The sequence below is a fragment of the Stenotrophomonas veracruzanensis genome, assembly GCF_032911525.1.
Taxonomy (GTDB): Bacteria; Pseudomonadota; Gammaproteobacteria; order Xanthomonadales; family Xanthomonadaceae; genus Stenotrophomonas; species Stenotrophomonas africana.
On record NZ_JAWJTI010000001.1, the window covers coordinates 160540 to 172961 of the forward strand.

The 12422-nt window shown below is 66.8% G+C and carries 10 protein-coding genes and 1 pseudogene; 6 read left to right on the forward strand and 5 right to left on the reverse strand.

Annotated features, from left to right (window positions below):
* Nucleotides 1-7: 7 nt before the first annotated feature.
* Entirely contained in the window at nt 8-628 is a 621-nt protein-coding gene (locus R1H25_RS00730) for a TetR/AcrR family transcriptional regulator (protein ID WP_317222338.1), read from the reverse strand.
* Nucleotides 629-754: 126 nt separating this feature from the next.
* Between R1H25_RS00730 and R1H25_RS00735 the strand changes: the two genes are divergently transcribed.
* The gene (locus R1H25_RS00735; protein ID WP_317222339.1) at nt 755-2227 is read left to right on the forward strand and encodes an MFS transporter; all 1473 of its coding nucleotides are present in this window, start codon (nt 755-757) and stop codon (nt 2225-2227) included.
* A 10-nt stretch (nt 2228-2237) separates the two neighbouring features.
* Here the strand turns inward: R1H25_RS00735 and R1H25_RS00740 are convergent, their stop codons facing one another.
* Complete coding sequence (locus R1H25_RS00740) at nt 2238-2543, reverse strand: KGG domain-containing protein (protein WP_049449091.1); 306 nt, start codon at nt 2541-2543, stop codon at nt 2238-2240.
* A gap of 244 nt (nt 2544-2787) precedes the next feature.
* Between R1H25_RS00740 and R1H25_RS00745 the strand changes: the two genes are divergently transcribed.
* A complete protein-coding gene (locus R1H25_RS00745) occupies nt 2788-4272 on the forward strand; it encodes a DUF4434 domain-containing protein (protein WP_317222340.1) in 1485 nt (494 codons plus the stop codon).
* Nucleotides 4273-4277: 5 nt separating this feature from the next.
* On the opposite strand, the gene R1H25_RS00750 is transcribed toward R1H25_RS00745, so the two are convergent.
* The gene (locus R1H25_RS00750) at nt 4278-4742 is read right to left on the reverse strand and encodes a MarR family transcriptional regulator (protein ID WP_317222341.1); all 465 of its coding nucleotides are present in this window, start codon (nt 4740-4742) and stop codon (nt 4278-4280) included.
* Nucleotides 4743-4791: 49 nt separating this feature from the next.
* Here R1H25_RS00750 and R1H25_RS00755 point away from each other — a divergent pair.
* The 3 genes and pseudogenes from R1H25_RS00755 to R1H25_RS00765 form a co-directional block, all read left to right on the forward strand.
* Nucleotides 4792-5682, forward strand: a pseudogene (locus tag R1H25_RS00755) (S41 family peptidase); the annotation flags it as partial.
* Nucleotides 5683-5800: 118 nt separating this feature from the next.
* Nucleotides 5801-6694, forward strand: coding sequence for an NAD(P)-dependent oxidoreductase (locus tag R1H25_RS00760; protein ID WP_049449098.1), 894 nt, complete (start codon nt 5801-5803; stop codon nt 6692-6694).
* A 210-nt stretch (nt 6695-6904) separates the two neighbouring features.
* Nucleotides 6905-9436 carry a methyl-accepting chemotaxis protein gene (locus tag R1H25_RS00765; protein WP_317222342.1) on the forward strand — a complete coding sequence of 844 codons (2532 nt, stop codon included), beginning with the start codon at nt 6905-6907 and terminating at the stop codon, nt 9434-9436.
* Nucleotides 9437-9514: 78 nt separating this feature from the next.
* On the opposite strand, the gene R1H25_RS00770 is transcribed toward R1H25_RS00765, so the two are convergent.
* Nucleotides 9515-9901: a DUF2628 domain-containing protein gene (locus R1H25_RS00770; protein WP_049436940.1), complete on the reverse strand. Its 387-nt coding sequence runs from the start codon at nt 9899-9901 to the stop codon at nt 9515-9517.
* Between the two features lie 213 nt (nt 9902-10114).
* Between R1H25_RS00770 and R1H25_RS00775 the strand changes: the two genes are divergently transcribed.
* Entirely contained in the window at nt 10115-10285 is a 171-nt protein-coding gene (locus R1H25_RS00775) for a hypothetical protein (protein ID WP_162838397.1), read from the forward strand.
* A gap of 60 nt (nt 10286-10345) precedes the next feature.
* On the opposite strand, the gene R1H25_RS00780 is transcribed toward R1H25_RS00775, so the two are convergent.
* The gene (locus R1H25_RS00780; RefSeq protein ID WP_317222343.1) at nt 10346-12391 is read right to left on the reverse strand and encodes a TonB-dependent receptor domain-containing protein; all 2046 of its coding nucleotides are present in this window, start codon (nt 12389-12391) and stop codon (nt 10346-10348) included.
* Between the last annotated feature and the right edge of the window lie 31 nt (nt 12392-12422).

The window sequence follows — 12422 nt, forward strand, 5'->3', positions numbered from 1 at the left end:
CGGTTCGTCAGCGCCGCTTGGCACCGGCCGGTGGCACGCCGACCATGCGCAGGCAATCGGCCTGCACGGCTTCGATGAACGCGTCGGCATCCTGTGCCGGTGTGGCGATCAGGTCGTCGGTAGCGCCGTGCACGCCGGCATAGATCAACGAGGCGGTAACCTGCGGCGCTGGAAGCTGCCATAGACCGGCGGCGTTACCCGCTTCGAGTATGCCCAGCAGGTGCTGCTGGATTGCGTTGCGTTCGGCGTTGCCGCGCTGGTGGTGGTGATGGTTGGCGTACACCACGTCGTGCAGCGCGCAGGTGCGCACGTAGAGCTCGATGTTGGTGCGGATCCAGGCACGCAGGCGTGCCACGCCATCGCCGGCGGGGTGTTGCTGCACGGCCTGGTCGACCGCTTCCATGAACTGCCGCGTGTAGCGTTGTGCCAGCGCCTGCAGGATCTCAGTGCGCGAGGCGAAGTAGGTATAGAAGGTGCCCTTGGCCACATCAGCCGCGGTGACGATGTCGCTGATGGTGGTGGCGTCTACCCCCTTTGACAGGAACAGTGCCTGCGCGGCGTCCATCAGTTCTTCCTGACGGGTTTCCGCGGGCTTGGTGCGAGGCCTGGCGACAGCTGGGGTCTGCATGGTGGGCAAGGTTCGGGTGCGACGGTAGCCATTCTAGCTGTCCTTCGGCATTGACTGACCGCCGGTCATTGACCGACGGTCAGTCAGTGGCTACGATGCGCGCACGTCCTCCCCCGGGATCCACACATGCAACGTTTCCAACGTCCGGCCCTGGTGTTGGCCGCCTACCTCGGCACGTTTCTCGCCTCGCTGGACATCAGCATCGTCAACGTCGCGCTACCCACCCTGCAGCAGGCGTTGAGCACTGACATGGCCGGGCTGCAATGGGTGATCAATGCGTATGCGATCGCGTTGTCGGCGCTGATGCTGTCGGCAGGGCCGCTCGGGGACCGTTACGGTCATCGGCGGATGTGGTTGATCAGCGTCGCCACCTTCACTCTTGGTTCGTTGCTCTGCGCCTGTGCCAACACTCTTGCGACCCTGGTGGCTGGACGCGCAGTGCAGGGCATCGCGGGCGCATTGTTGATTCCCAGCGCCATGCCGATCCTCAGCCACGCCTTCCCCGACGCGCGACTACGCGCACGCGCGATCGGCGGCTGGTCGGCGTTCAGTGCGTTGGCCCTGGTGCTGGGCCCGCTGCTGGGGGGCGTGCTGGTGCAGCGCGCCGGATGGCCCAGCATCTTCCTGATCAACCTGCCGCTGGGCCTGCTCGCGCTGGCGCTGGGCGCCTGGGGAATTCCGGAGCGGCGGCATCCGCAGCACGCTGCACTGGACCCTGCCGGGCAGCTGCTCAGCATCGTCGCGCTGGGTGCGCTGAGTTACGGGCTGATCGCGATCGGCGCGCATGGCCTGCTGGCCCCGGTGACGCTGCTGGCGTTGGGCGTCGCAGCCGCTGGAATGATCCTGTTCGGCATCGTCGAACGCCGCGTGGCACGCCCACTGCTGGCGCTGGACCTGTTTGCCGACCGCCGCTTCGGCATGTTCAACCTGGCATCGTTCGTGCTGGGCTTCACTGCCTATGCCAGCCTGTTCTTCCTGTCGCTGTTCTTCCAGCAGGCGCAGGGGCACAGCGCTGCGCAGGCCGGCGCCCAGTTGGCGCCGCAGTTCCTGTTGATGGGTGTCGTCTCGCTGTTGTTCGGTCGTCTGGTCGCCCACCTCGGGCTGCATGCCGCGCTGGCGCTGGGCTACGCCCTGGCCGGGACAGCGCTGTGCGCGATGGCTACGTTTGAACCGGCTACTTCACGTGCCTATGCCAGTGCTGTACTGGTGCTGCTTGGCGTTGGAATGGGGCTGGCAGTGCCGGCGACCGGCATGGCCGTCATGGCCAGCGCGCCGGTCGAGCGCGCGGGTATCGCTTCAGCCACGATGAACGCATTGCGCCAGGCAGGCATGAGCCTGGGCATCGCGCTGCTGGGCAGCCTGATGGGCCAGCGCGCCGTACAACAGTTCGCTACTTCCGCACAGGCGGCCGGGCAGCGGGGGCTGGTGGCACAGGCGCGCGAAATGATCCTGCAACCGAGCTCGATGCACGCCACGCCGCAGATGCTGGCGTGGTATCGCAGTGCGATGGCCAGTGGTTTCGGCTGGGCAATGGCGGTGGCCGGTGCGCTGGCCCTGCTTGTGGCGCTGGGTCTGTATCGGCAGCGCGCACCGGCCTGACGCGCGGCATTCAGCCCTGCTGGCGTTGCGGGCCCTCTGTCGTGCGTTCGGTCTCTTGTTGCTGCTGTTGCTGCTGGCGCGCATTGGCGTGGCGAGCGTGTCCACCTTCACGACCGATCGCGGCCATGTGCTGGCGGTTGCGGCTGATCGCCTCGCCGCCCTTGCGGCCTGCGACACGTGCTTCGGCCGGACTGAATTCGTGCGCGTTGCCGGAGGCGTGCGCGGCCCGCCCGCCCTTGGCAGCGATCGCGCGCTGCTTGTCCTGGTCCATTGATGCGAAGCCCCGGTTGGAGCTGCGCGGGTTCTGCTCAGTCATGTGAAATCTCCTGCAGTGTGGACGCCGCCTTCGTAGACGACAGCATCCATGCTTGGCCATCGCACGCTAAGTCCAGGTCGCCATCTTCGCCACAGCTTTCACGCGCCCTGCGCACGGGGCTGATGGCGCAGCCATTCAGGCGGGTGCTGCAACCCGGAAGCGCTTTCGCTCAACCGAGGTCACCGCCGCTGTTGATAGCATGCGCAACAACGCCACTCGGCCGGCCACGACAGGGACGTAGAACATGAACAGGATTGGAGTGATCGTATTGCTGGCCTGTGCCGCCCCCGTCCATGCAGCCAGCCCCCTGTTGTCCGGCAGCTTTGTCCACGTCGGCTATTCGGCCACCGACGAACAACTGCCGGCATCGCAGTTGCCGCTGTTCCTGGATGAGCTGCAGGACCTGGGCAACGACACGATCATCCTCGGTCAGCTGCGTGCCACCCGTGCTGGCGTGGGATGCGCCAGCGGCGTGCAGGATTTCGAATGGATTGCCGGCTTTCCCGGCAAGCTCGGCACTGTGCTCGACGCGGCAGCCGCGCGCGGCATGAAGGTCGTGGTCGGCACCACCTACAGCTCGGGGCAGTGCGCCACCTTCTGGCAAGGCCAGAACGCAACGGCCGTGGCACAGGATGCGGCGCAGTCGCTGGCCCAGCTTGGCCAGCAGTACGGATCGCATCCGGCGTTCGCAGGCTGGTACATCACCGACGAGCCGGCACAGGTGCCGGCTGATCGCGCGCCGTTCTACCGCGCGATCGTGGCGGCGCTCAAAGGCAGTACACCTTCGCGGCCGGTGATGGCGGCACCCTACCTTGCGTCATCCAGCGTTGATCCGGCCAGCGTGGGCCGGGCTGCTGTGCAGTTCCGTACGGCCACCGGCGTGGACGTGCAGATCTGGCAGGATGGCATCGGTGCCGCCTCGCATGCCCGATTGTTCCAGTGGGATCGCGCCGGCCATTCCACCGAGGCGTATTACGAGGCGCTGTCGGCGGCGCTGGGTGCCAGCGGCCTGTGGGCCGACATCGAACTGTTCAACCATGGCAGTCCCTTGTTCCTGGACACCGGCAATGGACTGTCCGGCGCCTATCGTCCGGCCTCGGTACAGCGCATCAACCAGCAGTTGTGGAGTGCGCGCTCGGCCGGCAAGCGCGTTGCCTGGCTCAACCAGTACCACATGTCCGAGGTGGTCGGCCCCGGCCAGGGCTATGGCGAATCGCCGCGGCTGATGAACACCTATCGCGGGTTGTATGGCCTCGGTGCGTCCTACAGTGTCGATCCGGTGCAGACCACCTACAGCTACAGCGTAGCGCCAGATGCGAACTATCCCGACAGCAGCGGTCACGAGCTGTTTGATCGCCGCGTGGGAGATCCGCGCAATCCGATGGATGCCGGCTGGGTGGGCGTGCATGGCAACGTCAGCATCACCATCGACCTGGGCCAACGCAGGCGGGTGGACTGGATCGGCCTGCATACGATGACCCGCCCGGCGTGGGGCATCGTCACGCCGACGTCGGTGGAGGTGATGTGCGCTGAGCCGGGCACTGCCGCAACCCGCATCGGCGTGCTGTCGGCACCATTCACCCAGGCAGGGCTGAGCGGTTCGACCGAAGAGGAATACGTGCTGGGCAATGCCGCGCCGATGGCTGCGCAGTGCCGCACGCTGGAGCTGCGGTTGGCCAATGGCAGCTGGACCTTCCTGAGTGAGATCGAGATGGCGGCGGAGCAGTAGGCGCCTCAGCCCTGCGGTGTGTCGCGCAGTCGCTGCGCGAACGGCCGCTGCTCAAGCGCCTGCAGTGCGTCGCGCAGCACCTGCTCCAACGGCTGTCCAAGATCGGCATCGAGGCTGCGCGCCGCGCGCGCCGTGGCTTGCCATTGCGCCTGCAGCGCCGGCAACGCCTGCAGCGTGCGCGGGCTCAACTGCAGGATGCGCTCGCGGCTGTCTTCACCGACCGCAGCGTGCAGCCAACCGTCGCGGACCATCGCTGAAACCGTCTGGCTGAGTGCCGAATGGCTGAGTCCGCAGGCCAGCGCCAGATCCTTGATGCGGCAGGGGCCCTGCGCCATCAGCGTGCGCAGCACCGGGGTGTAGCGCGGCCGGTAGTCCAGCTGCAGGTCGCGATAGGCCAGCTCGACCGCCGGGTCGAGCTGGTCGAGCAGGGCCCGCAGCAGCGTTCCCAGGGTGGCGTGTTGGAGATCCATGGAGGCGATGATATATAAGTACTTATATATCATCAACGGGGGTGCGGTCATGGCGGTTTCGTGGATGCTGGGCGCGCTGCTGGCGGCGTCCTGCCCGGCCCAGGACGCGGTGCTGCAGGCGGCGGCTGCGGCAATAGAGGCGCACTACCTGGACGTGGCCGAAGGCGCACGCATCGCCGACGCGGTGCGTGGCTGGTCCACCCAGCAGCGCTATGTGGACAGCTGCACGGATCCGAAGGGCTTCAGTGCGCGCCTGAACCAGGATCTGGACGTGTTCGACGGCCACTTCCATGTGGAACGGGTGGATGCCGGCGCCGGCCAGGACGATTGGCTGATGGCCTGGCGTGCGGATGCACGCAGCAATGGTGCGGGCGTGCGCGAGGTACGGGTGCTGGAGGGCAATATCGGTTACCTGCGGCTGAGCACCTTCTATCCGCTCGATCTGGCACGGCCCAGGCTCGCGGCAGCGTTCACCCTGCTGGCCGACACCGAGGGCCTGGTGCTGGATCTGCGCCAGAACGGAGGCGGTGATGATGGCAGCGCCGACCTGCTGGTGCGGACCCTGCTGGAGCCGGGTGTCACCGCAGTGCAGGCGCTGGAGCAACGTGGCCGGCGTACCCCGGTGCCGCTGCCGCCAGCGAGCCTTCCGCCGTACCTGAAGCCGTTGGTGATCCTGATCGACCGCCGTACCGGATCGGCCGCGGAATTTGTCGCGTACTCGCTGCAGGCGCAGGGGCGGGCACGTGTCGTTGGTAGTCGAAGTGGGGGCGCGGCACATATGTTCGATGATCCTGTGCTGCTGCCGGATGGCTATCAGATCAGCATTCCCGACCGGCAGCCGATCAACCTGCGTACCGGTAGCAACTGGGAACGTACCGGTGTCACGCCTGATGCAGCAGGCGGTGACGATCCGCTGTTCGTCGCGCGGCAGTTGCTGGCCGATCGGCATTGCAGAAATGAACGCACAATTGCAACCGCGCCCTATCGCAGACGACATGCTGCATGCCTAGAATCGAAGCATCCCGGTAGTTCCCGGGCGCTTCGAGTGAATGGACTCAATGAAGATTCTGTTGACCGGCAGTTCCGGGCGGATCGGGCGTGCGATCTTCGGCGCGTTGGCGGCGGCCCATGAAGTGGTGGGGTTGGATCGCAGTCCGTTCGCCACTACGCGCATCATCGCCGATGTCACCGACCGTCATGCGGTCACGCGGGCGGTGCAGGGCGTCGACGCGGTCATCCATGCTGCGGCGCTGCACGCCCCGCACGTCGGGCTGGTGCCGGATGCGGTGTTCCAGCAGATCAATGTGGACGCCACCGCGCACCTGCTGCAGGCGGCGCGCGAGGCCGGGGCACGGCGCTTCGTGCTGACCAGCACCACCGCGCTCTATGGTCACGCGGTGGTGGCCGGCGGCTGCCGCTGGATCGACGAGGACACCGAACCCCTGCCGCGCACCATCTACCATCGCAGCAAGCTGCAGGCAGAGGCGTTGGCTGAAGCTGCCGCCGCGCCGGGCTTCAGCGTGCGCGTGCTGCGCATGGCCCGCTGCTTCCCCGAGCCACCGGAGCGGATGGCGATGTTCCGCCTGCACCGTGGCATCGACGCGCGCGACGTGGCCAGCGCGCACGCCGCGCTGCTGCACGATGAGGGCGCGGCCTTCGCGCGCTACATTGCCTGCGCTCCGACGCCGTTCCAGCGCGAGGACTGCCTGGAACTGGCGACCCAGCCGCGCAACGTGCTGGCCCGTCGCGCGCCACAGCTGCTGGCCGAGTTCGAGCGCCGCCGCTGGCCGTTGCCGCTCAGCATCGATCGCGTCTACGACAGCGCCCGTATGCGCAGGACGTTGGGCTGGCAGCCGCGCTTTGGGCCGGACGATGTCCTGCAGCAGTACGCCGCTGGCAGCATCGAAGTTCTGCCGCGGGCGCAATGGATCAAGGACCGCGTGGCCGAATAGGGCGGCAACGGGGCGGCTTCCTGACCCGACCCTGAGCAGGTTCAGGAATGTGCAGGCCCGCCGCCTCAACCTCGTTGGCAGGCGGCCGCTAACCCGGTGCGCTTCCAGTGCCGGGCACGACCCGGCGGCCGGTGGCCTGCGCGATGGATCGCGCGCCTGCGCGGTGCCTTCGCGGCGCCGGTCGTCCTGAACTGCCTTGCGGACCTTTCCATGCCTCCTTCCCGCTCCGCCGCTGCCCGCCGCCCGGGCAGCATTGCCCACAAGCTGATGCTGGGCACCGCTGTGATCGCACTGCTGTGCTTCGGCCTGACCGCATTCCTGATCTACCGACAGGCCAGCGCCAGTCTGATCAGCGCCTCGCGCCAGACCATGACCAGCGAGGCCAACGCCGAAGCGCGCCAGGTTTCGGCCGACCTGGGCACCGCCTTCGCCAGCAACGATGCCATGGTCGAAACCGTGCTCGCCCAGCGCGCGCGCGGTGACGTGCCCGATCGCGCCAGCCTGGCGGCAGTGCTTGGCGAACAGCTGCGTACCCACCCGGAGTGGCTGGGCAAGAGCACCATGTGGGAGGCCGATGCCTTCGACGGCAAGGATGCAGAGTTCGTCAACACCGAAGCGCACGATGCTACCGGTCGTTACATGAGCTACTGGGCCTGGCACGACGGCAAGCCGCAGCAGTCGACGATGACCGACTACACCGAGACCGCCAGCGGTTCGGGTGACTGGTACATGGTGCCCAGCCGCGACAAGCTGCCGAAGGTCAGCGAACCCTATGCCTATGACATCGCCGGGCAGCAGGTGCTGATGAGTACGCTGAGCACGCCGATCATCGAGAACGGCAGGTTCCTTGGCGTGTTCACCGTGGACTTTTCGCTGGCAGCGCTGCAGAAGCACCTGGCCACGTTGAAGCCGATGGGGGCCGGCCGCGTCGAACTACTGTCGCCGAAGGGCGTGGTGCTGGCTTCGGCCAATGCCGCCGAGATCGGCAAGCCGCGCAACGATGCATTGACCCGCAGCATGCTGGCCGACATCGCCGCCGATCGTCCGTTCGAGGCCTTCAGCCCCGATGCGGCCGGCAACGTGCGCGTGTATGTGCCGCTGCGCGTGGGCGACGCCCCTCAGCGCTTCGCGCTGGGCGTGGTGATGCCGCATGCGGTGATCGTGGCCGAGGCGCGTCAGCTTCTGTGGCTGACCCTGCTGGTTGGCGTGGTGGCCGCGCTGACGCTGAGTGCCGGTGTCTATGTGCTGCTGCGCCGGTTGGCGATCCGCCCGTTGGCCGAAGCCGTGCGTGTGGCCGGCGATGTCGCCGCGGGCAAGCTGGACAGCACCCTGCCGGCACGCAGCGACGATGAAGTGGGGCGTTTGCTGGAAGCGATGCAGGGCATGCGCAGCCAGCTGCAGGCGGTGATGGCTGCGCAGGCGGAGATGGCGCGCCGCCACGATGCCGGAGAGCTCAGCTACCGCATGGATGCCTCGGTGTTCCCCGGCGAATACGGTCGAATGGTGGCCGACAGCAACCAGTTGGTGGCGTCCAGCAATGCAGTCACCCAGCGCTTGGTTGAAGTGATGCAGCGCTACGCCGTGGGCGACCTCAGCGTGGACATGGAAGCGCTGCCGGGCGAGAAGGCGGTCTTCAGCGCTGCAATGGCCACCACCAAGAGCAACCTGGCCGCGATCAATGAGCAGATCCAGCAGTTGGCCGCAGCCGCCGCAGCCGGTGATTTCGCGGTGCGCGGCGACACGCTGCGCTTCGACCACGACTTCCGCCGCATGGTGGAAACCCTCAACACCATGATGCAGGTCAGCGACCACAACCTGGCCGAGCTGTCGACGCTGCTGCGCGCGATCGCCGCAGGCGACCTCAGCGCGCGCATGCAGGGCGACTTCCACGGCGTGTTCGCGGTGATGCGCGACGACGCCAACAGCACCGTGCAGCAGCTGACCCAGATCGTCGGGCAGATCCAGCAGTCGGCGGCCAGCATCCGGCTGGCGGCGGGTGAGATTGCCGTGGGCAATAGTGACCTGTCGCGCCGCACCGAGCAGCAGGCGGCAAACCTGGAAGAGACCGCGGCCTCGATGGAGGAGCTGACCTCCACGGTGCGCCAGAATGCAGACCATGCGCTGCAGGCCAATACCCTGGCCGGTTCCGCGGCCGGCGTGGCCAGCGAAGGCGGCCAAGTGGTCAGCCAGGTGGTGCAGACCATGGAGCAGATCGAATCCTCTTCGCAGCGCATTGCCGAGATCATTTCGGTGATCGATGGCATCGCGTTCCAGACCAACATCCTGGCGTTGAACGCGGCGGTGGAAGCGGCGCGTGCCGGTGAGCAGGGCCGTGGCTTCGCCGTGGTCGCCAGCGAAGTGCGCGCGCTGGCACAGCGCTCGGCGGGCGCTGCGAAGGAAATCAAGGCGCTGATCGACGCCTCGGTGGCGCAGGTCGGTGCCGGTGCGCAGCTGGTGCACGGCGCGGGCCGCACCATGCAGGAGATCGTGGGTCAGGTCGGTCGGGTCAACGAGATCATGGCCGAGATCTCGGCCGCATCACGCGAGCAGTCGGCCGGCATCGAGCAGGTCAACCAGACCGTGGTGCAGATGGACGAAACCACCCAGCAGAACGCCGCGCTGGTGGAGGAAGCCAGTGCCGCCGCGCGGGCGATGGAAGAACAGGCCGAGCAGCTGGCGGTGGCGGTCTCGCGCTTCCGTCTGCACGCCGAACCGGCTGCCGTGGCACGCCGCGCGGCCTGACCCCGCAAACGAAGACGCCCGGCGGGGGCCGGGCGTCGATTGCATCCTTGCCGCGCATCCCTGCGCAGTTCTGAGGGCTCAGAACATGCCTTCAAACGGGTTCCAGCTGGCGCGTCCTTCCACCTTCTCCAGGTAATAGCTGTAGTTGGTGCTGGAGGCGACCAGCAGGTTCATGGCGATGAACAGCATCCGCCCCACGACGTCCGGAAGGAACATGGAGACGATGGCCAGCACGATGTTGATGCCGATCAGCACCAGTGCCTTGCGCCACATGCCCAGGATCAACAGGTAGATGGCGCCGAAGAACAACGCAAAGAAGTTCAGGTTGATCTTCAGGCGGTCACCGAAGGACAGCGCCTTCCAGGCCTGCTTGAAGCCGGGATTCTTGGGGGCGCCGTGCTGGCGGAAGAAGTTGAAGCGGAACTGCCACTTCGGGCTGAACTGGGACAGGTCAGTGGTATTCATGGGAAACATCCCTGTTGGAAAACGTTTTCATGATAGGGCAAGTCCTATTCAGGATCCAAGCTTCGGCGTCAAAAATGTGACGCCTGCCGTGTTCCACGTGGTGTGGCGGGGCGCCGCACCGTCACCCATCCGCCTTGTTTTTAGGATAGGGTGCGCAGTTCCGTTGCCGCCCCTGCTGGATCTGGGTGGCAGCGGGATGTCCATGGAGGTTGCATGACCACACCTGCTACACCGGAAAACGCACCGGGACCGGTGCTCCTGCCGACACCTGAAGTGGTGCAGGCACAACAACTGCTCGCTCGCCAGCAACTGGCGGTGGCGATGGACCGTGCGCGCACGGCCGCCACGCAGGATGCGGCACCGGCCGCGCTGCAGAGCGAGTAATCCGCAACACCGCCGATCGCGCTGGCCAGCCGCCAGCGCGATCACGGCGCGCGCCGGCGGTCAGAACCGCGCGGTCATGCTCAGGAAATAGCTGCGTCCGGCCACGAAGTAGTCGGTGGAGCCTTCGGCATACAGCTTCTTGTCGGCCAGGTTGCTGACGCCGCCGCGCAGGGTCAGCACCTCGTTGACGTTCCATGCCGCGGTCAGGTCATACAGGGTGTAGGCCTTGAGGAACGTCGTGGCGGTGCCGGTCTGCTTGCCGGTGTACTGCGCCGACAGGCTGCTGGAAAACACCGTGTTGGGCGCCCAGTCCAGCGACGAGTAGCCGGAGAATTCCGGCGTATCGATCAGGTTCCTGCCGGTGGTCAGGTTCTTGGCCTCCTTCATCCAGGTGGCCGAAGTGCGCCAGCGCCAGTGCTCGCCGAAACGGAAGTTGAGGTTGCCTTCCATGCCGCTGGTACGGGCGCGCTGCACGTTGCTCATGCGCGTCCACCAGATGCCGTTGAACCGGCCCAGCGGCGCGTACTCGATCTTGTTCCTGAAGTCGGTATGGAAGTAGGTCAGGCCCGCATCGACCAGGTCGTTGTCGAAGCTGATGCCGATCTCGCGGTTGGTGCTGGTTTCCGGGTCCAGGTCCGGGTTGCCGGCCATGTAGCAGCCGCCGCGGGTATAGCCGAACGGGATCAGCGAAGTGCAGCCGCGGCCGCCGGACTGGGTGGCCGCGCTGGGCGAATTCTCGGTCAGGCTGGGCGCGCGGAAGCCTTTGGAAACGCCACCGCGGATCGTCCACTGCTCGGCCGGATGCCAGACCAGGTAGGCTCGCGGGCTGACGTGGCCGCCGAACGTCTCATGGTGGTCCAGGCGTGCGCCCAGCGTCAGCGCCAGGGTGCGGTGCAGCTTCAGTTCGTCCTCGACGAACAGCGCCCAGGTATCGACCTCCAGGTCCGAGCCACTGACCGCGTTGCCGGCGTAGTCGATCGGCGCGCGGCCGATGGTGTCGGTGTTGGTCAGCTCCTGACGCTTCCACTGGCCGCCCACGGCGAACTGGTGTTCAACGCCAAGGGTGAAGGGCGTGGTCAGGCTGCCTTCGATGATCGTATCGGTGGCCTCGGAACGGCCGGTGGCACCGATGTCGTTCCTGTACTCGGTCCAGTAGGCGCTGAGCTTCGAGTTGCCGAAACGCCACTTGCCATCGTGGCTGAGTGCCAGCGAGCTGCGCTTGAGTTCACTGGCACCCCAGGCGCCTTCGTCCTGCCTCTCCAGCGATGCATCGATGAAGGCCTGCTGCACGCCGTGGCCGGCCTCCAGCGACAGTTCCTGCGTATCGCTGAGCCTCCACTGCAGCAGCGCGTCGACATTGCGGTCCTTCTCGCCGGCGTAGGCGTTGCCGTAGACACCGCCGTTGGAGCGGTCCGAGTCGCGGCGCATGCTGTTGGCGCCGATGCGCAGCCCGAAGCTCTCGCCGAGCGGGCCGGAGAACGTCGCGCCGATCTGCTGGGTATCCCCGCGCTTGCCGTCGCCCGGGCGGGTGTAGCTGTGGGTGGCGCTGCCGTTCCAGTCATCGCCGATGCGCTTGGTGATGATGTTGATCACGCCGCCCATCGCGTCAGAGCCATACAGCGACGACATCGGGCCGCGCACTACCTCGATGCGTTCGATCTGGTCGGGAGAGATCCAGTTCAGGTCCTGGCGGCCCAGGTCGGGACGGTAGTTGGTGGAGGCAGAACTGCCCATGCGCTTGCCGTCCACCAGCACCAGCGTGTAATTGGAGGGCATGCCGCGCAGCTTGATCTTGGACTGTTCGCCCGCGGCGCTGAGGCCGCCGGTCACGCCCGGCACGCGGCTGAGCAGAGTGGCCAGGTCGTGCACCGGCTGGCGCTCGATGTCCTCGCGGCTGATCACGCTGATGCTGGCCGGCGCATCCTTGATCCATTGCTGGGTGCCCGAGGCGGTGACCACCACGGTATCCAGATCCTTGGTGGAGGCATCGGCGCTGGCCTCAGCGGCAGCCAGCCCGGGCAGGGCCAGCAGGCAAGCAGTGGCCAGGGCAGTGGCCAGGCGGGTACGCGGCAGGCGCGCGGAGCGGAAAGGGTACGGCAGGGACATGACGGCTTCCATGGGAGAGAGAAGGGACCCG

What these genes read in the sequence shown, in the direction of transcription:
- R1H25_RS00730 (WP_317222338.1), bottom strand. Translation starts at nt 628, where the DNA reads ATGCAGACCCCAGCTGTCGCCAGGCCTCGCACCAAGCCCGCGGAAACC.
- R1H25_RS00735 (WP_317222339.1), top strand. Translation starts at nt 755, where the DNA reads ATGCAACGTTTCCAACGTCCGGCCCTGGTGTTGGCCGCCTACCTCGGC.
- R1H25_RS00740 (WP_049449091.1), bottom strand. Translation starts at nt 2,543, where the DNA reads ATGACTGAGCAGAACCCGCGCAGCTCCAACCGGGGCTTCGCATCAATG.
- R1H25_RS00745 (WP_317222340.1), top strand. Translation starts at nt 2,788, where the DNA reads ATGAACAGGATTGGAGTGATCGTATTGCTGGCCTGTGCCGCCCCCGTC.
- R1H25_RS00750 (WP_317222341.1), bottom strand. Translation starts at nt 4,742, where the DNA reads ATGGATCTCCAACACGCCACCCTGGGAACGCTGCTGCGGGCCCTGCTC.
- R1H25_RS00760 (WP_049449098.1), top strand. Translation starts at nt 5,801, where the DNA reads ATGAAGATTCTGTTGACCGGCAGTTCCGGGCGGATCGGGCGTGCGATC.
- R1H25_RS00765 (WP_317222342.1), top strand. Translation starts at nt 6,905, where the DNA reads ATGCCTCCTTCCCGCTCCGCCGCTGCCCGCCGCCCGGGCAGCATTGCC.
- R1H25_RS00770 (WP_049436940.1), bottom strand. Translation starts at nt 9,901, where the DNA reads ATGAATACCACTGACCTGTCCCAGTTCAGCCCGAAGTGGCAGTTCCGC.
- R1H25_RS00775 (WP_162838397.1), top strand. Translation starts at nt 10,115, where the DNA reads ATGACCACACCTGCTACACCGGAAAACGCACCGGGACCGGTGCTCCTG.
- R1H25_RS00780 (WP_317222343.1), bottom strand. Translation starts at nt 12,391, where the DNA reads ATGTCCCTGCCGTACCCTTTCCGCTCCGCGCGCCTGCCGCGTACCCGC.